Genomic DNA, 22,798 nt, shown 5'->3' with positions numbered 1-22,798 from the left:
GATGGAACCGACTCCCCGCCGCCGCGTCGTCGTCGCGATCAACCCGTCGGCGTCGTCCGGACGCGGACGAGGCGTGGGCGACGCCGTCGTCGAGGCCCTCCGTGCGGCGGGCCACGACGTCGTCCCGCTCCGCGAGCCCACCGTCGAAGCCCTCGTCGCGGCCGCGCGCGCGCAGGTGCTGACGCTCCCCCACGCCCTGGTCGTCGTGGGCGGCGACGGCGTCGTCAACCTCGGCGTCGGACTCGTCGTCGGGGTGCCGGTCGCGCTGGGGATCGTGCCGACGGGCACCGGCAACGACATGGCCCGCACCCTCGGGATCCCGCACGACGACCCCGAGGCCGCGACGCGCCTCCTCGTCTCGCTGCTCGACCGGCCGCCGCTCGTGATCGACGCGGGCAGGGTGACGCGCGGCGACGAGTCCACCTGGTTCGGCTGCATCGTCTCGGCCGGCTTCGACGCCGTGGTCAACGAGCGGACGAACGCCCTGCGCTGGCCCAAGGGCCGCCGCCGCTACGACCTCGCGCTGCTGATCGAGCTGCTGCGCCTGCGGCCGCTGTCGTACCGGCTCGAGCTCGACGGCGCCTCGCGCGAAGTGGAGGGCACGCTGGTCACCGTCGGCAACGGGCGCTCGTTCGGCGGGGGCACGACCGTGCTGCCCGAGGCCCGTCTCGACGACGGCCTGCTGGACGTGCTGATCGTGGAGCGGCTGGGGCGGCTGCAGTTCCTCCGCCTGTTCCTCAAGGTCGCGAAGGGCACGCACCTCGCCGATCCGAGGGTGCACGTGCACCGGGTGCGGAAGGTCGTCATCGAGTCGGACGACGGGATCGTCGCCTACGCCGACGGCGAGCTGGTCGGACCGCTGCCGGTCACGGTCGAGGTCGCGCCCGGGGTGCTGCACGTGATCGCGCCTGCCGCCTCGGCCTCCGCCTGAGGGCGCGCCCCGCGCCTGACGCCTCGCACCGCACCTCCTCTTCCGCACTGCCCCCGCCAACCGATCCGTCCGTCCGTCCGTCGAGTGGTCCGATCTGGGTCTCCGGCAGGTCGAGGGGAACCAGATCGGACCGCTCGGCACGCACCACTCTGATCTCCTCGGCCGGGGACAGACGAGAGGCCCCGGCTCGACCGTCGCCCACGAGGGGAGGTCGATCCGGGGCCTCTCGTGAGGGCCGAGGAGGCGTCAGCCGCGCAGGCGAGCCGCCCTGCGACGGGCGCGGACCAGCAGCACGGCGCCGAGGGCGACGAGTCCGCCGGCGAGGGGCAGGGCCCAGGCGGCCAGCTCCGAGCCGGTGTAGGCGAGGCCGTCCCGAGTCGTGCCGGCTGCGGTCGACGTGTCCGCGCCTCCCGCGCCTGCACCGTTCCCGGCACCGGCACCGGCACCCGGCGCACCCGCGCCCGGAGCACCGGCACCGTCACCGTCACCCGGGGCGACGGGCGGGACGACCGGCGGCTCGACCACGACGGGCGGCTCGACCGGCGGCACGACGACGGGCGGCTCGGCCGCCGCGGGCACCGTGATCGCGAAGAGCGTCGTCGTGCCCGAGACCTCGTTGCCGACCGCGAGCATCGGCTCGCCGGTCGCCGAGTCGGCGGCGGGGACGAACGCCAGCCCCTCCGGCCCGAGGTCGCCCGCAGCCGACAGGGCGGCGGCGGGGTCGGCGGCGTCCTCGCCCGAGACGGCGAAGTCGCGGTTGTTCACGTAGGCCACGAAGGAGGCGGCGGTCGGCACGGTCACGTCGTAGACGGCGATCCCGCCCACGCGCTCGAAGCCGATGAAGGCGTAGGTGCGTCCGTCGATCTCGCCCAGGGCGACGCCCTCCGGCTCGGGGCCCTTGTCGTCGCTGCGGCCGTCGAGGTTCGACTCCGTGTGGTTCGAGTTGAAGGACTCCGGCGCGGCCGCCGCGGTGACCTCCTCGAAGTCGGAGCCCGAGTCGAAGACCTGCTGACCGCTCGCGTCGAGGATGCTGAACGACCGCGACCCGAACGTGTAGAGCGTCTCGTAACAGGAGCCGTCGGCGCTGAGGCCGTTCGCCGTGGTCACGTTCAGGCGGCCGAGCGCGGCGGGCGCCAGCGAGCCGGCGGCGGGCGACGTCGCGCAGACGGGCGGGACGCCGCCCCGACCGAGGGCGCTGACCCGCGACACCTCGCCGTAGCCGGCCCAGTCGCGCGAGTCGCCCTCGTTCGCGGTGACGACGTAGGTCGAGCCGCCGGACTCGTAGCTCGCGATCGTGTCGGGCATCCGGTAGCCCTCGACGCCGGCCCAGGTGCCGATCGCGATCGCCGGGCCGCCGTCGGCGCCGTCACGGTCGGACGGGTCGAACGGCACGACGGAGCGGTCGACCGTGCCGAGGGGGACGACGTCGGTCACCGTGGCCGTGGCGACGTCGACGATCGCGAGGGCGTTCGCCTCCTGCAGCGAGACCCACGCGGTCGCGCCGTCGGCCGAGAACGTGGCGTACTCGGGCTCGAGGTTCTCGCTCACGGGGAACAGCAGGGGCGACTCGGGCGTGACCGTGCCGGCGTCCTCACGGCCGCCGAAGACCCGCACCTCGGGGTCGAGCACCGAGCTGCCGCCGACCTCGAAGTCGTGGAAGTCGGCCGTGCTGACGGCCGGCTGCGCGGGGGCGGAGACGGTCGCGGGCACGTCGACGACGCTGATCGTGCCCTCGGGGTCGACCGAGTAGTCCTCGGCGGGCTCGCCCTCGTTCGCGACGACCACCCGGGTGCCGTCGGGGCTGAAGGCGACCATGTCGGGCAGCGAGCCGACGCGCACGGCGCCCAGGGCGCCTCCGTCGCCCGCGGCGTCGAAGAAGACGACCCAGCCGAGGTCGGTCTTGTCGTCGCTCTCGACGGCGACGGCGCCGAGGCCGTCGGCCCGCACCGAGACCGAGTTGGCGACGGCGCCCGCGGGCACGACCGAGCCGTCGGCGGCCGTGACGCCGGTGGTCTGGACGGTGAAGCCGGCCGAGACGGGCGCCGAGGGCGTGCCGATGTCGAGGACCTCGACGACCGCCTCCGCCGCGTTGACGACGAGGAGGCGGTGCAGCACCGAGCCGGAGGAGTCCCGTGCCTGGCCGGTCCAGTGCTCGACGATCTCGGCCGCGCTGGCGTCGAAGGTGCCGGTCTCGTACGAGCCGACGGGCTGCAGGTCGAAGGCCTCCTGGTCGGCGAAGACCTCGACGGGCGCCGCCACGACGGCCGCGCTCGCGGGCGCCGAGAGGCCGATCAGGCCGGCGGCGGCGAGGGCGGCCGTGCCGGTCAGGGCGACGGCGCCGAGCGGACGCCGGCTGCGCGCGGCGTGCGGGGCGGACGTGGACGTGGAGGACGGGAGGCGGGAGGCCGGGCGGCGTGCGCGCATGCGGGAGCTCTCTCTGGTGCGGTCGGGCGTCGGGGACGCCACGACCATATGCACGACACGTGCCGCAGAGATGGCCGCCGGGTTAACGGCCGGGGCGGCCGCCGGGTTAACGGCCGGGGCGGCCGCCGGGTTGACGGCCGGGGCGGCCGCCGTCCTGGTCCGGCGCGTCGCTGTCGAGGACGGCGACGTCGAACTGCTCGGTCTCGAGGTCGACCGAGTCGACGCCGACCGGCACGGGGACGGGCGAGGCGCCGGCGAGCGCAGCCGTCCGCGCTGCGAGGTCGACGACGAGCCGCTCGTCGCGGATCTCGTCGCCGCGGGCTTCGTCCACGCTGATCGAGTCGGAGGTGAGCATCTGGCTCGCGGGCCCGACCAGGATGCTGAAGACCCGGGGAGTCCCCGCCGCGTCCACGGCGGGGACGTCGATCGAGTCCGACTGCCCCTTCATCGCGAGGGCCTGGGCGTACGCCATCACCGCGTCCGCGATGTCGTCGCCGGTGACCAGGTGGTCCTCGGCGTAGCTGATGCGCTTCATGACGGCTCTTCCGGCTGGCTGGGGTGGGACGGTCCACGGTACGCGCGCCGCACCTCCTGCGACCCGGCCCGTCGCCGGTCAGGCGCCGTGCAGCGTCTCGCGCGGGTATTCGCCGAAGCGGTGGACGTAGGAGGCGGAGAAGCGCCCCAGGTGCGCGAACGCCCACCGCTGGGCCACCTCGGCCACCGTCACGGTGTCCGCCGACCCCTCGACGAGCTCGTCCCGCACGCGGTCGAGCCGCACGGCGCGCAGGTACTCGGACGGCGTCGTGTCGAGGTGACGGCTGAACGCCTGCTGCAGGCCGCGCGGCGTGAGGCCGGCGTGCGTCGCGACGCCGCGGGGCGTGATCGGCTCGTGCGCACGCGCGTGGACGTACTCGACCGCGAGGCGGAGCGACGCGTTCCGCGGCGCCAGGACCTCGTCGGGGAGGCGGCGCGAGGTGTGCGGGAACGTGTCGAGCAGGACGCCCGCCGCCCAGCGCGCGGTCTCGGCCCGGGCGGCGTCGTCGGACTCGTCGTCCAGGTAGACCCGCGCGATGTGGCGCAGGGCGGCGTTGAAGCGGACTCGCCCCTCGTCGTCGATCACGGCCGTGTGGTCGAAGCGGACCGAGCCGGGGTAGGCGTCCTCGCGCTCGGAGGCGACCTCGTCGAGCACCCTGTCGGAGAGGTGCAGCAGGTTCTGCTCGACGTCGGTCACCCGGAACGAGAAGGGCCTCCCGTAGGGGAACGGCATGGGCTGGCCGACCTCGGGCGTCACCTCGTCGCGGCCGATGTCCATCAGGGCCGAGCCCCGGCCGATCCACTGGATGATCCGCTCGCCGCGGGGCTGGATCGTGCCGGTGACCTCGCCGGAGAAGTGCGTCGTGCGGAGGGTCAGCTCGCCGTCGCCGCGCGTCGTGTGCCGCCAGCGGAACGCGTCCTCCGTCTCGACGAAGCGGAGGCCGCCCACTTCGCCGTAGCCCGAGCCGAAGAACCTGGCCGCTCCGTCGAGGTCGTCGCCGTGTGCCTCGACGAGGACTCTGCGTCGGGGGTCGTCGGACATCCCTCCGATCTTGGCGGGCCGCGGGGGCCGGGACAAGTTGCCGAGAGGGGGTTGACGGGAGGAGGGGCGACGTGCTGTGGCGCAGGTCGCTCGGCAGGTGTGCGAGTAGCGTCGCGCGCATGAGCGACCTCGACGACATCGACCTGACCACCCTCCGCGGCGAGCACACCCGCTTCGGAGCCTTCACCGACAAGGTGGTGCTCGTCGTCAACGTGGCGTCGCGCTGCGGGCTCGCGCCCCAGTACGAGAAGCTCGAGCAGCTGCAGAAGACCTACGGCGAGCGCGGCTTCACGGTCGTCGGGTTCCCGAGCAACCAGTTCCTCCAGGAGCTCGGCTCGGCGGAGGCCATCGACGAGTACTGCTCGGCGACCTGGGGCGTGACCTTCCCGATGATGGAGAAGGTGCGGGTCAACGGGCGCTCGGAGCACCCGCTCTACACCGAGCTCAAGAAGACGGCCGACGCCGACGGCAAGGCCGGCAAGGTCAAGTGGAACTTCGAGAAGTTCGTCGTGACGCCGTCGGGCGACGTGCACCGCTTCCGGCCGACGACCGAGCCGGACGACCCCGCGATCGTCGGCGTCATCGAGGCGGCGCTGCCCACACCTGCCTGAGCTGCCCGCACCGGCCTGACCGGCCCGACCTGCCGCACCCGCGCCTCCTCCGCCTCTCGGCAGACGACCGAGCGACGAGGAGGCGCGGTGCCGGTCAGGACTGCAGCGCCTCGGTCGGCGGGATGCGCGCCGCCCGCACCGCGGGCCAGAGCCCGGCGAGGGCCCCGACGACCAGGGTGGCGCCGAGGCCGCCGGCGAGCACGACGGGCGGGATCGCCATCGGCCACCCCTTCGTCGTGGCGAACACAGCGGTCACGCCCGCCCCGAGCGCGACGCCCGCCACCCCGCCGAGAGCTGAGAGGACCAGCGCCTCGGCCAGGAACTGGCGTCGGATGTGCGGCCTGGTGGCGCCGAGGGCGCGGCGCAGGCCGATCTCGCGTCGCCGCTCGAGCACCGAGATCACCATGGTGTTGGCGACGCCGATGCCTCCCACCAGGAGGGCCACGGAGCCCAGGCCGACCAGCAGGCCGGTGAAGGCCTGGTCGGCGGCCTGCTCGGCCGCGAGCGCGTCGGAGGGACGGCTCACCTGGACGTCCGACGGGGAACGCGGCTGGACGGTGGGGGCGATGAGCTCGCGCACCTCGTCGACGCGCTCCGGGTCGACCCGCGTGTAGACCGCCGTGGGCACCACGGGCTCGCCCGTGAGCCGTTCGCCAGCGACCTCGCCGATCAGGGCGGACACGTCGATCTCGTCAGCGAGCGGCACGGGATCGAGGATCCCGGCGACGACGTACTCGGCGTCGGCGATCACGACGTGTCGCCCCGGCTCGGCGATGCCGAGCGACCTCGCCGCCGCGGAGCCCAGCACGACGACCGGGTACTGCGCGGTGCCCGCCGTGAGCCACGACCCGGTCGCGAGCTCGGCCTCCAGCACCTCGAGCAGCTCGGGCGACGCGGTGCGCAGCGTGATGCCGTTCGTGTTGCCGGAGGGGACGCGGCCGTTGCGGTAGACGCCCACGTCGACCACCGTGCCGGTCGTCCCCGCGGACTCGACGCCCTGGACGTGCCGCGCCGAGGCTCCCGCCGTGAGCGGCAGCGGAACGGTCTCGCCGAAGAAGTCGGTTCCCTGCGATGCCGTCAGCAAGTTCGTGCCGAGCGCGTCGAGGGTCGCGGCGAGCTGCGCCTGGCTCGACGTCGAGATGCCCACGACGGCGATCATCGCCGCGATGCCGATGGCGATGCCGAGCGCGGACAGCACGGCACGGGCCGGGCGCGACACGATGCCGGAGACGCCGAGCCTGGTGACGTCGGACGCGCGCAGCCGCGAGCGGGCGCCGCCGGGCACGGCGTCCTGCGCCCTCACGAGTCGGCCCCGACGGCGGGACGGCCCGACGCGGACTCGGCGACCACGGACTCCGTGACCGCGGGCGAGGAGGCGCTGTCGCCGGCCACCCGTCCGTCACGGATGGTGACGCGCCGGGGCAGCAGCTGGGCGAGCTCGACGTCGTGCGTGATGACGACGATCGAGGTGCCGTCGGCGTGCAGCTCGTGCAGCAGCGCCACGATGCCCGCGCCGGCACGCTGGTCGAGGTTGCCCGTCGGCTCGTCGGCCAGCAGGAGGGCAGGCCGGTTCACGACGGCCCTGGCGATGGCGACCCGCTGTCGTTCACCGCCGGACAGCTGATTCGGCCGGTGCCCGAGGCGGTGGCCGAGACCGACGCGGACCAGGGCCTCCGTGGCGCGCCTCCGGCGCTCCCTGATCGGCGTCCCCGTGTAGAGCAGCCCGTTCGCGACGTTGTCGGTGGCGCTGACCCCGTCGCTGAGGTGGAACTGCTGGAAGACGAAGCCGATGCGGTGTGCCCGGAGGGCCGAGAGCTGGGCGTCGCTCTGCGTGTCGACGTCGACGCCGTCGACGGCCACGGTGCCCGACGTCGGTCGATCGAGCGTGCCGAGGACGTTCAACAGGGTCGACTTGCCTGATCCCGACGGCCCGACGACGGCCACCATCTCGCCGTGGTCGACTCGGAGCGAGACGTCGTCGAGGGCGGTGGTGGGCGGCCTGCCGTACTCACGAGTCACGCCCGTGAGCTCGAGGACGGCGCTCATGCCGGCACCACGACCTCTGTGCCCTCGGCGACGTCGCCCGTCACTTCCACGCGGTCGCCCGCGAAGAGTCCCGTCTCGACGGGCACCGCCTCGGTGCTGCCGTCCGGCTGCACGACCTCGAGCACGAAGCCGCCCCCGGCCGCCGCTCCCAGCGCGAGCACCGGCACGGACAGCACGTCCTCCCTCACCTCGGACACGAACTCGACGACGACGGAGGCGTCGGTCAGGTCGCCGGGCGCGGCCGGGTCGTCGAACGACACGGTCACCGGAACGGTCGTCTTCCCGGAGTCGGCGTCGGCCTCGGCGGCCCCGACGGCCGTGACGTGCCCCGGGGCGTCGGTGCCCGACGGCAGCTCCGTCGAGACGACGCCGCCGACGGTCGCGAGGGGGGAGCCGACCGGCAGGTCGACCGTCACCACCTTCTCGGTGCGTGCGGTCTCGTACAGGTCACCGCCGCCGGACGCATCGCCGACCGCGGCCGACAGGCCCGCGACCACGAACTCGCCGGAGACGAACTGCAGCCCGCCCAGGTCGACCGTGCCGGTGCGCGTCTGCCCGCTGGCCTTCTGCCAGGCCAGGACGGCCCGCGTCGTGCGGGCGTCGAAGGTCTGGTCGGGGGTGCCCACGAGGTGGCCCCAGTCGGAGAGCGACTGCTCGAGCTGCTGCACGTCGGGCCCCGGGGACATGCCCGACTCGAAGGCGCGCCACTGCGGCAGGACGCCCTCGAACGCGGTGACGGGCCGGTCGTCGACCCGGTACAGCTCGCTCCGGGGCGTGAGGACCTCGCCCACCTGGGGCAGCCAGGTGATGGTCCCCTGGGCCGCGCCGACGATCGTCGGGCCGTCGAGCCTGCTGAGCGTGCCCGCCTTGCTCGTGCTGCCGGTGAGGGTGCCGCGGTCGACGGTCGAGGTCGAACGGTCGGCCCCGCGGTGCTCGTCCTCCCCTGCCTCGGCCGAGGCGTCGCGGGGCAGCCCGGCCAGCACCGACGCCGTCACGACGCAGCCGACCAGGACCAGGCCCAGGCCGGACCAGACGACGGTGCGACGCCGGGTGCTCACTCCTGGCCCGTCGGGCCGGAGTCGCCGAAGGCCCCGCAGGCCTCCAGGACGCTCTCCGGGATCTCGTCGTCCGAGGCCTCCGAGATCATCGCGCCCCCGTCGCCCTCCTCGGGGTCAGGCGCGTCGTACCCCTTGTCGCGCAGGCACTCGTTCGTCTCGCGCAGCTGCTCCTCGAAGTCCTCCTGCGCCTTCTTCCCGGCCGCCGTCACGGGCCGCTCGCCGAGCTCCTCCGTCACCTCGTCCTGGCACTTCTCGGCAGCGGCCTGGAAGGCGTCGGGGTCGAAGTCGTCGCCGACGTCGACGGCGTTGCCCCCGGAGTCGGACGGGTCCGCGAAGTCGAGGCCCTCGGCGCGCATGCACTGGGCGATGGCCACGTCCCAGGTCTTGGCGTCGGCGGCGAGCTGGGACTCGCTCTTGGTGGTGGGGGACGTGCCGCCGCCCTCGGACGAACAGCCCGTGAAGGCGACGACGAGCAGGGGCAGGGCGACGAGCAAGGTGGCTCGGTTCTTGAGCATGGGGTCTCCAGGTGGGACGGGGGGTCGTTCTGACGTGCGAGGTGCTGAGGTGCACGTCGTCGTCGCCCGGGGCGGGCGACGGGTCCCAGACCACCGCAGGAGGCGTTGTCGTCCCGTAAACCGTCTTCTTTATCTCGGCGTCACGTCCGGAATGTCACACTCAGGAGACCATCAACCCTGCTGAGAAGGGAGCCGCCGTGCGCGTGCTCATCGTCGAGGACGAGGTCTACCTGGCCGAGGCCGTCCACACCGTCCTCGAGCGCGAGGCGATGGCCGTCGACGTCGTGCACGACGGCGACTCGGCCCTCGAGCGGCTGGCCGTCAACGACTACGACGTCGTCGTGCTCGACCGCGACCTGCCGGGCACCCACGGTGACGACGTCTGCTCGACCGTCGCCCTGTCGGCCACCGGGCCCGGCGTCCTCATGCTCACCGCAGCGGGTCGTCTGCGCGACAAGGTCGACGGCTTCGAGCTCGGCGCCGACGACTACCTCGCCAAGCCGTTCGAGTTCCCCGAGCTCATCGCCCGCATCCGGTCACTCGCCCGCCGGTCGAAGGAGGCGCGGCCGCCGGTCGCCGTCTGCGGCGACCTGAGCTTCGACCCCTTCCGGCACGAGGTCCGGCGGGCCGGACGCTCGGTCACGCTGACCCGCAAGGAGTTCGCCGTGCTCGGCGTCCTGCTCGACGCCGACGGCGGCGTCGTCAGCGCCGAGCGACTGCTCGAGAAGGCGTGGGACGAGAACGCCGACCCGTTCACCAACTCGGTGCGCGTCACGATCTCGAACCTCCGTCGTCGCCTGGGCGAGCCGTGGCTGATCCAGACCGTCACCGGGCGCGGGTACCGGATCGCGGCAGCTGACCGGTCCGCACCGTGAACGCCCGCCGGGCCGCGTTCCCCGGGCGGTTCCGACCCCGTCCGAGGTCGTGGGCGCGGGGCAGCGCACGCCTCCGGCTCACGGCCACCTTCAGCGTCGTGCTGACCGCCGTGGGGATCTCGATCGTCGCGACCATCTTCCTGGTGATGGCGCTCGTCCCCCACTACGAACTCGCCAGCGTCGGCCCCGGGGAGCCTCCTGACCTCGGCGGCGCCGACGGAGGCAGCGCCGACGGAGGCGGGGCCGACGGCGACCGTGGGGGCGGCGCTCCCCCCACGACCGGCCGGGTCACCACGGTCGGGCCCGACACGTCGTTCTCGGCGCCGGCCGGGGACGACCCTCCGGTCGCGATCGTGGCCGACTCCCTCGTCACGGTCCTCCGCCTGCACTCCATGGTGACCATCGCCGGCGAAGGCGACCTGCTGCGGGTGCTGCTGACCACCTCCCTCGTCGTCTTCGCCGCGGTGCTCGCCGTCGGCGTCTGGGCCAGCTGGATCCTGTCCGGCCGCCTGCTCCGGCCGGTCGAGCACCTCGCGACCGCCGCCCGCGAGGCCGAGCACGGCCGGCCGGGGCTCTTCCGCGAGCACCTGGCGGACCGGGCCCCCGGGCAGCCGGACGACGAGTTCGGCCGCCTCGCGACGACCTTCGACGACATGCTCGCGCGGCTCGACCGTTCGTTCGACGCCCAGCGGCGGTTCGCGGCCAACGCCTCGCACGAGCTGCGAACGCCCTTGGCGACCACCCAGGCGATGCTCGACGCGTCGTTCGGCACCCCTCAGGTCGACGAGCGCCTGGCGACCCGTCTGCGCGAGATGAACACGCGCAGCATCGACACGGTCGAGGCCCTGCTGAGCCTCTCCGACGCCCATTCGGGGCTGGGCGACGGCAGAGAGCGCGTCGACCTCGTCTCGGTCGTCGACGACGCCCTCGCGGCGTCGCGCGAGCAGGCGGACGAGCTGGGGATCGACGTCCGCCGTACCGGCCGCCCCACGACCGTGGACGGCGACGCGGCCCTGCTCGGCGTGCTCGTGGGCAACCTGGTGCGCAACGGCATCGTGCACAACGAGCCGGGCGGCTGGCTCCGGGTCGTGGTGGGGCAGGACGACGACGGGGCCCCGGTGCTGCACGTGTCCAGCGGCGGCGCCGTGATCGACCCTGCCGTCGCGGAGCGCCTGACCGAGCCGTTCTTCCGGGCCGAGGGGCGAGTGGCCGGCTCGCACGGCCTCGGACTCGCCCTGGTGCAGGCCGTCGCCGAGGGGCACGGGGCCGCCCTCTCCCTGGAGGCGCCGCCGACCGGCGGGCTGACCGCGCGGGTCGTCTTCGCCGTCGGGCACGCCGACGAGCCGGGCCGTGACGGGTCCGTCTCGTCGCGGTCCCTCCGCGACCAGGTCGCGCCTAGGCGAGCAGGTCGTTGGCCAGGTAGCCGGCGTAGCCGCCGCGGGTCCGTCCCACCTGGCGCCCCGAGGTGAGCACCTCTCCTGCCTCGGACGCGACGACGACCGCACCCGCGGCACGGGCACGGGCGACGAGCTCGACGTCCTCGTGCAGGTCGAGCTCGCCGAAGCCCCCGGCCGCTTCGTAGACCGCGGCGCGCAGGCCCAGGTTGGCCCCGTGCACGTGGCCGTTCGGCCTGCCCGGCGTGTGGCGCGACAGCCACGCGGCGACCTGCGCGTCGGAGAGGTCGGCGAAGTCGGGGCGCACCGTCCCCACGACGACGTCGGCCCCGTCGTCGTCGGCCAGGTCGAGCTGCGACGTCAGCCAGGCGGGCGGCACGGCCGAGTCGGCGTCCGTGTTCGCCAGCCACACGGCGTCGAGCGGCACCCCGAGCTCGGCGAGCCGGTCGAACGCGACGCGGGCGCCTTCCGAGCGGGCCGCGCCCACGGAGCGGAGGCGGGTCTCGACCACCGTGACGTCGGGCAGCCCGGCCGCGATCGCGGCCGTCTCGTCCGAGCAGTCGTCGGCGACGAGGACGGTGACGACCCGCACCTCCTCGTGTCGGCCCTCGCCTGCGGCACGACCGGCCAGCAGGAGGCGCGCCTCGCGCACCGAGGACAGGCACCGCGCGATCAGCTCGGCCTCGTCGCGCGCGGGGACGACCACGGCGACGCCGGCGATCCGGCTGCGGGTGACCAGGCGGCCGGCGACCGTGCGGGTCATTGGAGGCCCGTCCGGCTCGCGACCGACCGGGGGTCGCGCGAGAAGACGTCGAGGAGGAAGTCCTCCTCGACGTGGCTGACGACACGCGTCAGGTCGGCGCCGCGAGCCCAGGCGGCGAGCGCCTCGTGCACCGCGTCGCCGGACTGCGCGAAGTCGTCGGCACCGTGCCGCCAGTGGCAGGCTACGAGCGACCCGCCGGCCGCGAGCACCCGGTCGACGTCGGCGAGCAGCGTGCCGAGGTGCCCGGGCGACAGGTAGTAGCCGACCTCGCCCAGCACGACGAGGTCGAGGTCGCCGTCTCCCTGGTCGAGACCGGCCGAGACGTCGGCGACCTCCACGCGGACGTGCGGGTGGGCGGCCAGGCGCTCGCGGGCCCGCTCGACGGCGACCGACGAGACGTCGACGGCGAGCACGGAGTCCGCACGCAGGGCGAGCTGCTCGGTGACGACGCCGATCGAGCAGCCGATCTCGAGCACCCGGCCGAGGCGCTCGTCGGGCAGGGAGGCGAGCACGAGGGCGCGCTTGCGGCGCTCGTACCAGCGCGTCGTGACGCCCCAGGGGTCGTCGCGGCGCGCGTGGGTCGCGTCGAACGTGGGCGCGAGCGTGTCGCCGGGCACGTGCTCAGGCGCAGGTGCGAGCTCGAGCGTGCTGTCCGTCGAGGGCGGGTCGGTTGCGTCGAGGGCGGGTTCCGCGCGACCCGCCCTCGGCGAAGACGACCCGCCCTCGGGGGAATCTTCGGGCGCGGGGGCGGGTGCGGGTACGGGTGCCTCGACGAAGACCTCCGCGCCGCCGACGAAGTGCTCGACGAAGTCGGGCCGCAGCACGGCCTCGTCGCCGGGCCGGTCGCTCAGCGGCAGCACCTGCGACGAGTACCGCGCGAGCGCCCGCTGCTTCGCGAGGCCCGCCTCCTCGTCCCCGTCGACGCGCACGAGCGCGTCCCACGGCACGTCGGGGTGGTCGGGCCCGCCCCAGTGCCACATCCAGATCGGGTACTCGAGGAGGCGCGCGTCCGGCAGCGCGGACCCGTCGCCTCCCACGAGCTCCGCCGCGACCTCGCCGAGCACCCGGTGGTCGCGGTGGCCGTCGCCCCGCCACGGGGTCAGGACGAGCACGGGCTGCCGTGCGTCGAGCAGGTCCGCGAGCTGGCGGCGGACGTCGTCGCGGGCCTCGCGGAGGCCGCCGTCGGCGACGCCCAGGGCGATGAGCTCGATCTGCGCGCCCTGGGCGCGCTGGCCGGAAGGGTCGGCGAGCCCGGCAGGGTCGCTGAGCCCGGCAGGGGCGCCGAGCCCGGCGAGCTCGTCGAGGGCGGCGCGGGCCTCCGCCAGGCGCAGCTCGCGGAGCGATCCGGCCGGCGTCGACGTCGAGCGCGGGTGCGACGCCGCCCCGTCGGTGACGACGACGACCGTCACGGCGCGTCCGTGCCGCACGAGCTGCGCGATCAGGGAGCCGGCACCCAGGGTCTCGTCGTCGGCGTGCGCGGCCAGGACCACCACCGGGCCGGAGGCGCCGACCAGGTCGAACGCGCCGGGCGCGTCCGGCTCGGCGACGGCGGGCACGATCGCGGGGTCGAGCGGGCGCGGCGACGGCAGCGTCGCCCAGCGCGGGTCGGAGCGCCAGGTCGCCACGGAGGTGCCGGGCTCGCGGGCGTCGAAGCTCACCACGGGGCGATCCCCGCGGTGCTCGTGCTGGCGGAGCCGGTTCGAGTTGCCGTTTCGGGGGCGTCCGGCGTCGCGAGACCCCCGCGACGTGGCAACTCGCTCGTCCCGGCCGCGGCCGCGGCGGCTGCAGCCGCGGCGACGGCCGCGTCGCGCACGGCGCCGCCGAGCGACGCGTCGTCCTTCGACGCGTGCCGCTGCCGCAGGTAGAGCTCGAGGTCGGCCACGCGCTTGGCGTGCTCCGGGTCGGAGGCGAGCGGCGCCGGGCCGAGCGCTCCGCCGACGGCGGCGAGCACGTCCTCGGCCGCGTGGGCGACCGTCGAGCGCGTCCTCTTCGCCAGGAGCCGCGCCTCCTGCCCGACCGCTCGGCCGGCGTCGACGGCGACCGCCGCCGCCTCGAGCGCGCGACGTGCGTCGCCGAGGCGCTCGTCGACCACGCCGAGCGCACGGAGCAGCCACGGGTCGGGGTCGCGGGCGACCGCGGACCTCAGCAGGGCGCCGGCCACGCCGACCGCCCCGCCGTACCAGCAGGCGGCGACGGCGATGCCGCCCCACTCGAAGCCGGGGCGGCGGAGGTACCAGCCGGGCTCCCCGACGGGCGTCGCCGGCACGGACGCGAACGTCACGGGCCCCGACGGGATCTCGACCAGGCCGCGCGCGTGCCAGGCGCCGGGCACGACCTCGACGCCGGGCCGGCGGAGGTCGACGGCGAACAGGCGCCGCTCGTCGCCGACCCAGGCGGTCACGAGCGCGCCGTCGAGCACCCCCGCGAGCGAGCACCACGGCTTGGTGCCGGTGAGCACCCAGGAGGTGCGGGCACCATCGGCGGGCTCGGCCACGAGCTTCGCGCCCGGGCCCTCGGCCGCGAACACGCCCCAGGTGAACCCCTCCGCCGAGGAGGCGCGGGCCGGCAGCACGACCGTGCCCGATTCCCGTGCCTGGTCGAGGATCGCCGTGGCGTCGAGGTGCGGCTCGACGGCCCGGGCCGCTCCGACGTCGTGGGCCGCGAGGGTGGCGAGGGCCAGCCAGAGGTCGGCGGTGGAGCCGGCCCCGGGGACGGGCGCCGCACCTCCTCGGCCGGTCAGGTCGGCGGCGAGGGCGAGGGAGTCGGCGACCGAGCGCGGCAGGCGTGCGCGGACGACAGCCGTGGCCGACCGGGGGTCGACCTCGTGGGAGAGGTGCATCTGCTGAATGTACGGCGCTGCCGCCGTCGCGGTTCACGGAGGCGCGGCCCGACGCCGCTCCGTTCGCCCTGCGAGCGGTGTCCGCACCCTCAGGACCCGCGCAGACCCGCGCCCGCGCCGAGGGGTGGGCGCGGGTTCGCGGGGTGCGGAGCGTGACGCGAGCGCGAGCGCGGGCGCTACAGCGTCAGGCGGCGGTCGACGAGCTGCGCGGCGACGTCGGCCAGCTTCAGCCGGTTCTCGCGCGCGTGGCGGCGGATCAGCGCGAACGCCTCGTCCGTGCTGACGCCGCGCACGTGCGCGACGACGCCCTTGGCCTGCTCGATCACGACGCGGGTGTCGAGGGCGCCCTGCAGCTGCTGCTGCACGACGGCGCTCTCGCGCACGGTGCGCTCCTGCAGGATGCCGATCGTCGCGACGTCGGCGAGCGCCTGTGCGACCCGGACATCGCGGTCGTTCAGCTCTCCGACGGAGTTGCGGAGCAGGTTCAGGGTGCCGATCACGGTGCCGCGCAGCCGCAGCGGCACGGCGTGCGCCGCGCGGAAGCCCTGCTGCCGTGCGACCTCGACGAACTCGGGCCAGCGCTCCCGGTCGACGTCGACGTCGGGCAGCGAGACGGGCGCGGCGGTCGTGAAGCTCGTCCAGCACGGGCCGGAGCGGGCGTCGAGCTGCATGGTCTCGACGAGCGTGCTCGACTCGCTGGTCGAGGCGACGACCTCGAGGTCGCCGTCCTCGTCGGCCAGCAGGATCCCCGCCTCGTCGACGTCGAGCACCCGGCTGCAGGTGTCGACCAGCGTCTGCAGCAGCTCGATGACGTCGAAGCCCGCGACGAGGCTGTCGGCGAGGGTCGCGAAGGTGTCGACGAGGACGGCCTCGCGGCTGGCCTCGCCGCGGGCGTCGCCGCGGACGTCGCGGTCGTCGGCGCTCATCGCTCCACGATCCCGTCGGCCCCGGACGCGAAGCTGAGCCGGCCGTCGAGCACCGCGTCCGCGACCTCGCGCATCGGCACGCCCTGGGCGAAGGCGTGGCCCTGGAGCAGCAGCTCGGCGTCCTCGGCCGAGAGGTCGGCCTGGGCCAGCACCATGCCGGTCGCCTGGTGGATGCGACGCCGCGAGTACTTGTCGACCCGCACCTCCTCGGCCTGGTCGTCGGCCACGTCGCTGACCGCGCGCCGCAGCAGGTGACGACTGACCTGACCGGCCAGGGCGGAGGCGCGGCGCGCGCTCGCGTCGGGGAGGTCGCCCGGGCGGTCGCACCAGAGCTCCATCGCACCGAGGGCGAGGGGGCCGAGCAGGAGGGGGAACGCGTGCAGGGCCTCGACGGCGTCGTGGTCGAGCAGGGCGCGCGAGAAGGCGGGCCAGGTGCGTCGCGGCGCGATCCTGAGGGTGGCCTCGAAGACGGGGCGACGCTCGCTGACAGCGTCCCAGCAGGGGCCCTCGCCGAGGTCGAACTGGAGCTCGTCGAGCCGTGCCGCCACCGGGTCGCTCGCCGACACCGTCTCGGTGCGCAGCAGCCCGCCCATCGTCGCGACGGACACTCCCGACACCGGGAGGGCCGCGAGGAGGGATCCCGCGAGGTCGCTGTCGTCCATGAGGGCGAGGCTACCTGCCCCGGCGGGCAGGACGGGGGTCAGTGCGCCGGACGGACATCGGCGCACGCCGCCGCCGACTCAGCCGCTCCGGCCGCCGTAGCTGCCGCGGTCAGAGAAGCACCGTGCTGCTCCGGAAGGACGCCGGCGCGTCGCCCACCTGCCACACGACGGTCAGCCCCCTTGGTGCCCCGTCGGTCGAGGCCGAGCCGACGGGGATGGTGAACTGCCTGCCCGAGCCCGCCGAGACGGGCTCGTCGACAGGAGTCTCGACCCCGTCGACGAAGGCGAAGAGGCCGGTCGGGTACCCGACGACCGACGGCCCCGTCGCGTCGGCCGAGGCCGGCGACGCGAACGAGATCGAGGCGGGGGCCGAGTCGTCGAAGGAGGCGGCGCCCGCGTCGGACTGCACGTCCTCCGCTCCTGCGGCCGGGTTGGTCCACTCGTAGACGGAGTCGCCCGTCGAGGGCACCCCGGCGTCGTCGATGCGGAGGCCGGCCGACGACTCCCGGACGACCCACGCGTCGGCCTCGGCCTCGGTCGTCACGCTGACGACGGTGACGGCGCCCTCGAGGGCCTCCGCCTCCTGGAAGGTCGCGCCGACGAGCTGGCCGGCCGCCTCGGGCGTGACCGTCCCGTCACGGCCGAACGCCGACGCGAACTGCTGCTCGGACGGGTAGAAGGCCTGCGCCTCGGGCGTCAGCAGCGGCCAGGCCGCCGCCGCGTCGCCCGCCGCGGCGGCGTCCAGGTACTCGCGGACGAGCTGGACCTCGGGCGACTCGGCGGGGGTCGCCGACGCGGACGGGGCGGGCGCGGGGGCCGCGGTGACCGTCACCGTGGGGGTCGCGCCCTCGGCCTCGGCCTCGGCTGACGTGCAGCCGGCCGTGGCGGCGAGCACGGCGACCGCGAGTGCGGCGCCGGTCAGGGTCGTGCGGACGGGGGCCTGCTCGGTGAGGGCTGCTCGTGTCGATCGCATGAGCCGGACGGTAGGCGAGGCGGGCGGAGGTCGACCGCGACTCCCAGGGGACCGTGACCCGCGCCTCCTCAACGGAACGACGCCGCGACCCCGTTGCGGTGGTAGTCGAACACGATGCTCGTGCGCGTCGAGGCGACCGACGGCTGGGCCGAGAGGTGGTCGACCACGAAGGTGCGGATCTCGCTCGAGTCGGCCACGGCGATGTGCACGATGAAGTCGTCGTGACCACCGAGGAAGAACACCTGCAGCACCTGCGGCAGGCTCCGCACGGCCTCCGAGAAGGCGGTGATCGCAGCCTGCCGCGACCCCGGCCGCAGGGTCACGCCGACGATCGCCTGCAACGGCAGCCCGAGGCTGCGCTGGTCGATGCTCGTCAGGAACCCCGTCACCACCCCGCGGTCGATCAGCGAGCGCAGCCGCACGTGCGCCGTCGAGGGCGCGACGCCCACGGCCGCGGCGAGCGCCGCGTTCGAGATGCGCGCGTCCGTCCCGAGGACGTCGAGGAGGCGCAGGTCGAGTTCGTCGAGCGGCCCGGAGGCGCGAAGATCGTTCGGCCCGGACCGGGAGGGGAGGTCTCTTCTCGGCTCGTCGTCGGTCATGGTGGCATCTTCGCAGAAGATCCTTCGACTGAAACAGGCCAGAAACGAACGATCGCCACGATCGGACCACACTGGAGGAGCAGGGTCGCGACGAGGCAGCCCTGACGAAGATCGGAGCAGCCGTGCGCGTCGGAGTCCCCACCGAGATCAAGAACAACGAGAACCGGGTGGCGCTCACGCCCGCCGGGGCCGACGCCCTGGTGCGCCGGGGCCACGAGGTGCTCGTCCAGGCGGGGGCGGGCCTCGGCTCGCGCATCCACGACGACGACTACGCCGCGGTCGGCGCGACGATCGTCGAGACCGCCGACGAGGTCTGGGCGGCCGCCGACCTGCTGCTCAAGGTCAAGGAGCCGATCAGCTCCGAGCACCGCCACCTGCGTGCCGACCAGGTCGTCTTCACCTACCTGCACCTCGCGGCCGACAGGGCCCTGACGGAGGCGCTGGTCGCCTCGGGCACGACCGCGATCGCCTACGAGACGGTGCAGCTGCCCGACCGCTCGCTGCCGCTGCTGCAGCCGATGAGCGAGGTCGCGGGGCGTCTGTCGATCACGGTCGGGGCGTACCACCTGATGCGCGCCTCCGGCGGTCGGGGCACCCTGCTCGGCGGCGTCCCCGGCACGCCGGCCGCGAAGGTCGTGGTGATCGGCGGCGGGGTCGCCGGCGAGCACGCGGCCGCCAACGCGCTCGGCCTGGGCGCCGACGTGACCGTGGTCGACCTGTCGCTGCCGCGCCTCCGTGCGCTCGAGGCCCGCTTCGGCGGCCGGGTCGCGACGCGGCACTCGTCACCGTTCGAGATCGCGGCGCAGGTGCGCGAGGCGGACCTCGTGATCGGTTCGGTGCTGATCCCGGGGGCGGCGGCCCCGAAGCTCGTCACCGACGAGATGGTCGCGACCATGAAGCCCGGCGCCGTGCTCGTGGACATCGCCATCGACCAGGGCGGCTGCTTCGAGGGGTCGCGGCCGACGACCCACGACGACCCCACCTTCGCCGTGCACGACACGGTCTACTACTGCGTCGCGAACATGCCCGGCGCCGTGCCCGAGACGTCGACCCGAGCGCTGACGAACGCGACGCTGCCCTATGTCGCGGCGCTTGCCGACCGGGGCTGGGAGGCGGCCACGGCGGCGGACCCGGCACTCGCCGCCGGGCTCAACGTGGTCGCGGGCGCCGTCGTCGCGCCGGGCGTCGCCGCCGCGCTCGGCATGCCGCTCGGAGCGCCGCCCGCGCGCGCCTGACGCTGCCGACACCACCGAGAGGGCCCTCAGGAGGCGCGGCGGACGACACGCCGGAGCGGTTGCGCGAGCCGATCCGGCCTGCCTACACTCACCATCTGTTCGAACACGTGTTCGAGAGAGAGGCGGCCTCGATGAACATCTCCACCACCCGCTCGGCCGTCGCGCTCTGGTTCGTCGACGGCACGCCCGACCGGCTCGTGCACGACGGCACCCGCTGGCGCGTGACGGACACCCCGACCGAGATGTGGCACGAGCCGGCCTTCGTGCCCGCGCTCATCACGCACCCTCCACAGCAGTTCGTGGGGTGGCGGTTCCAGGCCACCGACGGCGTCGGCACGACGCACATGTTCGAGGTGCTCCGCGACGGAGCGGGGCAGTGGGTGCTCGGTCGCGTCTACGACTGAGGGCGCGGTCCGAGTCGTGCAGCGGGCGCGCGGCCCAGGCCGACCGGCCGGCTGGCCGGCACACCCAGCCCGAGGGTGAGCCGCCCCCGTCCGAGACCTCCCCACAACATGTGGAAAAGGGTGTGGACAACTTGTGTCGAGAGCGGCTTTTTTCGGGGATAACCTCGCGGGGCTGTGGATCATGATGTGGAAATTACAGCCGTGTAACTCCGTTGTCGGTCTCTGATCTGGGCTTTTCATGCCCGGCCTCCTGTGGACAAGTCCACAGGCGCCGCGCCTCCTCGATCCACAGGGGCAGCGCCGCGGGGCCCCGGGCGGACTGACGCGACAGGCGCGTCGACGCCGGGACGGGACCGAGCGCGCGGAGCGGCGGCTCGTTCGGGCGGCCGCGCTCGACGCGCACTCGGTCGTTCCTGATGTCTCGGGTCCACCAGGCAAGACGATCGTAGCGCGGGGATACCCGTGAGTATGTAACGATTCTCCGATCTGCGCGCCGCGGACGACAGCCGTCGCGCGGAGGTTAGGGTGACCGCATGTCCGCGACCGGGAGCGCCCCCGCCAAGCGCCCGCCCCGAGCCGAGGTGCGCGAACGTCTGATCGAGGCCGCGAGTCGGCTCTTCGCACGACACGGCGTCCACGCGACGACCCTCGACGACGTGGCAGGGGCGGCGGGGTTCAGCAAGGGCGCCGTCTACTCGAACTTCGACTCCAAGGCCGACCTCGTCGTCACCCTGCTGCGCCGGGAGACGGACGGGGCGCTCCGCGCGCTGCACGAGATGCGGGTGCCCGGCACCGACCTGCCCGACCTGCCCGCCGCGATCCGGACGGCGTTCGCGCCCTACGGGCCCGGCACCGCGGACGACTTCAGCCTGATGTCCGAGCTGCGCTCGCAGGCCCTCGCCGATCCCCTCGTCATGGAGGTCTTCGTCGAGCAGCGGCGGGCCGTGCTCGACACGCTGCGCGGCCTCGTCGACCAGGTCTTCCAGGGACGCACCCCGGACGCGACCGGGCTCTCCTCCGACCAGCTGGCGCGCCTCCTCATCACCATCTCGGTCGGCTCGGCCTTCGACGCCCCGGCGACCGGCGACGTCGCGCCCGGCGAGCTGATGGGCGACGTCGTCGCCGCGCTGCTGCGCCCCGCGGCGGGCGACTCCCCCGCGGCCTGACCCGCACTTTCCCCGAGGCCCGACCCGCGCCTCCTTCGCCGCGACCGCCACCAGGCCGAGGGCGGGTCAGCGAGGTCGAGGGCGGGTCAGCGGCGACCCGCCCTCGACCCCGATGACCCGCCCTCGAGAAGAACTGCCGACCGCAGGAGGTGCGGGCGCGGCGCGGAGGCGCGGATGCCGACGCAGAAGCGACGAACCTCCGTGAGAGATCACGGAGGTTCGTCGCTTCTGCGTCGGGTCGTGCCCGACGGGGCGCAGGGCTACGCCCAGAGGAAGGGCACCACGAACAGCGCCAACGTCACGACCGGCCCGATGACCACCATCGACAGGCCCCAGAGCATGAGGTGGCGGTAGAGGCGCGGTCGCTCCTCCTCGACTCCCGAGGCGACGATCGTCGCTCCCGTCGTGCCGAACGGGGCACAGTCGACCAGCGACGCGGAGATGGCCAGCGCGTAGATGAAGCCGGTCATCTCGAGTCCGCCGCCGGGGATCAGCAGGGGGACGGCGAGCGGGATGAGCGCACCGAGGATGCCGATCGTCGACGCGAAGGCCGACACGAGCCCCGCGATCACGCAGATCACGAGGGCGGCCAGCAGCGGCGAGTCGACCGAGCGAGCAGCCTCGCCGAGCTGGTCGATCGCCCCGAGGCGGGTCAGGACGCCGACGTAGGTGATGATCCCGCCGAGCAGCAGGATCGTGCCCCAGTCGATGCGGCCGAGCGCCTGGCGACCCACGTCGGGGTTCACGAAGGCGAGCAGCACGGCGATCGTCAGGGCCACGGCGCCGAGGTTCAGGTCGACGTCGAGCAGCGTGATCGTGAAGAAGCCGACGATCAGCACCGGGATCGAGACGAGCACGAGCAGCTGGTAGCCGCTCAGCTTCTCCGACGGCGCGGCGTCGACCGAGGTCGAACTCGTCGAGGAGGCGGCGGTCGCGGTGGCCGTCGAGGTCACGGAGGCGGTCGTGTCCGAGGAGGCGGCGCCCGCCTGGGCGCGGTCCGCACCGGTGGCCGCGGTTCCGACGGCACCCTCGCTCGTGGCGACGGTCGTCGCGAGGCCGGAGCCGCCGATCCCGGGGCCGCCGGCACGGCGACGACCCGAGCCGGAACCGGAACCGGAGCCGCCCGCGGCGGCGGCGGCACCTGCTGCGCGCGTCCGAGCGATCAGCTCGCGCCCGCCGAACAGGAAGAACGCGACCAGCACGACGAGCGTGTTGATGCCGATCGACAGCCCGAACATCAGCGCGGGGTTGTAGGGGATCCCCGCGGTGCGGGCCACGGTCATCACGGTGATGCCGTTGATGCTCGTCGGGGCGAGCGCGCCGCCGACGATCGCCGAGCTCATGACGATGCCCATCATCGTCGAGTGGATCTTGTGCTTGTGCGCGAGGCTCATCGCGATCGGGACGATCGTGAACGCGGCGTGCGAGGTGCCGAGGCAGGCCACGAGCGTGCCGATGACGAACATCGCCCACGGGATGAGCGCGACGCGGTCGCCGATCAGGCGCACCGAGCGGTCGACCAGCCAGTCGATGGTGCCGGTGACCCGAGCGATGCCGAACAGGTACGTGATGCCGAGCAGGATCAGCAGGGCGTCGACGGGGAACCCGCCGAGCACGTCGTCGAGGCTCTCGCCGACGACGAGCACGCCGACCACGAGGGCGGCGACGAGCGCGAGCGCGCCCATGTGGACGTTGCGCACGGCCGAGATCGTGAAGACGGCGACCAGCACGATCAGCGCGATGATCTCGACGCTCACGAGGTCACCTCGGTCGGGGCGGGGGCGGGCGGTGTCGGGCTGAG

At 74.3% G+C, this 22,798-nt stretch carries 22 protein-coding genes; 7 read left to right on the top strand and 15 right to left on the bottom strand.

Annotated elements, in window-relative coordinates; all coding sequences use genetic code 11:
- Position 1: 1 nt before the first annotated feature.
- Positions 2 to 931, top strand: a complete 930-nt coding sequence (locus tag ES689_RS13515) for a diacylglycerol kinase family protein (protein ID WP_146905680.1) — start codon at positions 2 to 4, stop codon at positions 929 to 931.
- Between the two features lie 246 nt (positions 932 to 1,177).
- On the opposite strand, the gene ES689_RS13510 is transcribed toward ES689_RS13515, so the two are convergent.
- The 3 genes from ES689_RS13510 to ES689_RS13500 all read right to left on the bottom strand — a co-directional run bounded on the left by ES689_RS13510 (position 1,178) and on the right by ES689_RS13500 (position 4,931).
- Positions 1,178 to 3,355, bottom strand: coding sequence for a choice-of-anchor I family protein (locus tag ES689_RS13510; RefSeq protein WP_223269611.1), 2,178 nt, complete (start codon positions 3,353 to 3,355; stop codon positions 1,178 to 1,180).
- A 106-nt stretch (positions 3,356 to 3,461) separates the two neighbouring features.
- The gene (locus ES689_RS13505) at positions 3,462 to 3,890 is read right to left on the bottom strand and encodes a hypothetical protein (protein WP_146905677.1); all 429 of its coding nucleotides are present in this window, start codon (positions 3,888 to 3,890) and stop codon (positions 3,462 to 3,464) included.
- A gap of 78 nt (positions 3,891 to 3,968) precedes the next feature.
- Complete coding sequence (locus tag ES689_RS13500; RefSeq protein ID WP_146905674.1) at positions 3,969 to 4,931, bottom strand: helix-turn-helix domain-containing protein; 963 nt, start codon at positions 4,929 to 4,931, stop codon at positions 3,969 to 3,971.
- 119 nt (positions 4,932 to 5,050) lie between these two features.
- Here ES689_RS13500 and ES689_RS13495 point away from each other — a divergent pair, with 119 nt between their 5' ends.
- On the top strand, positions 5,051 to 5,542 hold the full coding sequence (locus ES689_RS13495) for a glutathione peroxidase (protein ID WP_146905671.1): 492 nt from the start codon (positions 5,051 to 5,053) through the stop codon (positions 5,540 to 5,542).
- A 94-nt stretch (positions 5,543 to 5,636) separates the two neighbouring features.
- On the opposite strand, the gene ES689_RS13490 is transcribed toward ES689_RS13495, so the two are convergent.
- The 4 genes from ES689_RS13490 to ES689_RS13475 are packed head-to-tail and all read right to left on the bottom strand — an operon-like array spanning position 5,637 to position 9,161.
- Positions 5,637 to 6,845: an ABC transporter permease gene (locus ES689_RS13490; RefSeq protein WP_223269610.1), complete on the bottom strand. Its 1,209-nt coding sequence runs from the start codon at positions 6,843 to 6,845 to the stop codon at positions 5,637 to 5,639.
- Entirely contained in the window at positions 6,842 to 7,588 is a 747-nt protein-coding gene (locus ES689_RS13485) for an ABC transporter ATP-binding protein (protein WP_146905669.1), read from the bottom strand. The genes ES689_RS13490 and ES689_RS13485 overlap by 4 nt, the downstream gene beginning before the upstream one ends.
- Positions 7,585 to 8,646: a peptidoglycan-binding protein gene (locus ES689_RS13480; protein ID WP_146905666.1), complete on the bottom strand. Its 1,062-nt coding sequence runs from the start codon at positions 8,644 to 8,646 to the stop codon at positions 7,585 to 7,587. The genes ES689_RS13485 and ES689_RS13480 overlap by 4 nt, the downstream gene beginning before the upstream one ends.
- Complete coding sequence (locus ES689_RS13475) at positions 8,643 to 9,161, bottom strand: hypothetical protein (RefSeq protein ID WP_146905663.1); 519 nt, start codon at positions 9,159 to 9,161, stop codon at positions 8,643 to 8,645. The genes ES689_RS13480 and ES689_RS13475 overlap by 4 nt, the downstream gene beginning before the upstream one ends.
- 197 nt (positions 9,162 to 9,358) lie before the next feature.
- On the opposite strand from ES689_RS13475, the gene ES689_RS13470 reads away from it, so the two are divergent.
- Both ES689_RS13470 and ES689_RS13465 read left to right on the top strand, forming a co-directional pair.
- Positions 9,359 to 10,036 carry a response regulator transcription factor gene (locus tag ES689_RS13470; protein ID WP_146905660.1) on the top strand — a complete coding sequence of 226 codons (678 nt, stop codon included), beginning with the start codon at positions 9,359 to 9,361 and terminating at the stop codon, positions 10,034 to 10,036.
- Positions 10,033 to 11,505, top strand: a complete 1,473-nt coding sequence (locus tag ES689_RS13465) for a HAMP domain-containing sensor histidine kinase (protein ID WP_146905657.1) — start codon at positions 10,033 to 10,035, stop codon at positions 11,503 to 11,505. The genes ES689_RS13470 and ES689_RS13465 overlap by 4 nt, the downstream gene beginning before the upstream one ends.
- On the opposite strand, the gene ES689_RS13460 is transcribed toward ES689_RS13465, so the two are convergent.
- The 7 genes from ES689_RS13460 to ES689_RS13430 all read right to left on the bottom strand — a co-directional run bounded on the left by ES689_RS13460 (position 11,432) and on the right by ES689_RS13430 (position 18,192).
- Entirely contained in the window at positions 11,432 to 12,193 is a 762-nt protein-coding gene (locus ES689_RS13460; RefSeq protein WP_146905654.1) for a glycosyltransferase family 2 protein, read from the bottom strand. The genes ES689_RS13465 and ES689_RS13460 overlap by 74 nt on opposite strands.
- Positions 12,190 to 13,854, bottom strand: a complete 1,665-nt coding sequence (locus ES689_RS13455; RefSeq protein ID WP_146905651.1) for a bifunctional PIG-L family deacetylase/class I SAM-dependent methyltransferase — start codon at positions 13,852 to 13,854, stop codon at positions 12,190 to 12,192. Before ES689_RS13455 ends, ES689_RS13460 begins: the two co-directional genes overlap by 4 nt.
- Positions 13,848 to 15,032 (bottom strand): acyl-CoA dehydrogenase, encoded by a 1,185-nt coding sequence (locus ES689_RS13450; RefSeq protein WP_146905648.1) that lies wholly within the window; start codon positions 15,030 to 15,032, stop codon positions 13,848 to 13,850. The genes ES689_RS13455 and ES689_RS13450 overlap by 7 nt, the downstream gene beginning before the upstream one ends.
- 176 nt (positions 15,033 to 15,208) lie before the next feature.
- Complete coding sequence (locus ES689_RS13445; protein ID WP_146905645.1) at positions 15,209 to 15,958, bottom strand: GAF and ANTAR domain-containing protein; 750 nt, start codon at positions 15,956 to 15,958, stop codon at positions 15,209 to 15,211.
- Positions 15,955 to 16,620: an ANTAR domain-containing protein gene (locus tag ES689_RS13440; RefSeq protein WP_146905642.1), complete on the bottom strand. Its 666-nt coding sequence runs from the start codon at positions 16,618 to 16,620 to the stop codon at positions 15,955 to 15,957. Before ES689_RS13440 ends, ES689_RS13445 begins: the two co-directional genes overlap by 4 nt.
- A gap of 109 nt (positions 16,621 to 16,729) precedes the next feature.
- Positions 16,730 to 17,593: a hypothetical protein gene (locus ES689_RS13435; RefSeq protein WP_146905639.1), complete on the bottom strand. Its 864-nt coding sequence runs from the start codon at positions 17,591 to 17,593 to the stop codon at positions 16,730 to 16,732.
- A gap of 68 nt (positions 17,594 to 17,661) precedes the next feature.
- Positions 17,662 to 18,192 (bottom strand): Lrp/AsnC family transcriptional regulator, encoded by a 531-nt coding sequence (locus ES689_RS13430; protein WP_146905636.1) that lies wholly within the window; start codon positions 18,190 to 18,192, stop codon positions 17,662 to 17,664.
- A gap of 122 nt (positions 18,193 to 18,314) precedes the next feature.
- On the opposite strand from ES689_RS13430, the gene ald reads away from it, so the two are divergent.
- From ald to ES689_RS13415, 3 genes are all read left to right on the top strand, one after another.
- Positions 18,315 to 19,427, top strand: coding sequence for an alanine dehydrogenase (ald, locus tag ES689_RS13425; protein ID WP_146905633.1), 1,113 nt, complete (start codon positions 18,315 to 18,317; stop codon positions 19,425 to 19,427).
- Between the two features lie 131 nt (positions 19,428 to 19,558).
- Positions 19,559 to 19,831, top strand: a complete 273-nt coding sequence (locus tag ES689_RS13420) for a hypothetical protein (protein WP_123548591.1) — start codon at positions 19,559 to 19,561, stop codon at positions 19,829 to 19,831.
- Positions 19,832 to 20,364: 533 nt separating this feature from the next.
- Complete coding sequence (locus ES689_RS13415) at positions 20,365 to 20,997, top strand: TetR/AcrR family transcriptional regulator (RefSeq protein WP_146905630.1); 633 nt, start codon at positions 20,365 to 20,367, stop codon at positions 20,995 to 20,997.
- 260 nt (positions 20,998 to 21,257) lie between these two features.
- Here the strand turns inward: ES689_RS13415 and ES689_RS13410 are convergent, their stop codons facing one another.
- Complete coding sequence (locus ES689_RS13410) at positions 21,258 to 22,754, bottom strand: SLC13 family permease (protein ID WP_146905627.1); 1,497 nt, start codon at positions 22,752 to 22,754, stop codon at positions 21,258 to 21,260.
- Positions 22,755 to 22,798: the final 44 nt, after the last annotated feature.

The organism is Frigoribacterium sp. ACAM 257 (assembly GCF_007954365.1).
In the GTDB taxonomy this organism is placed as follows: Bacteria; Actinomycetota; Actinomycetes; order Actinomycetales; family Microbacteriaceae; genus Frigoribacterium.
Note: the sequence above shows the minus strand (reverse complement) of the source record. Positions and strands in the feature narration are given on the sequence as shown.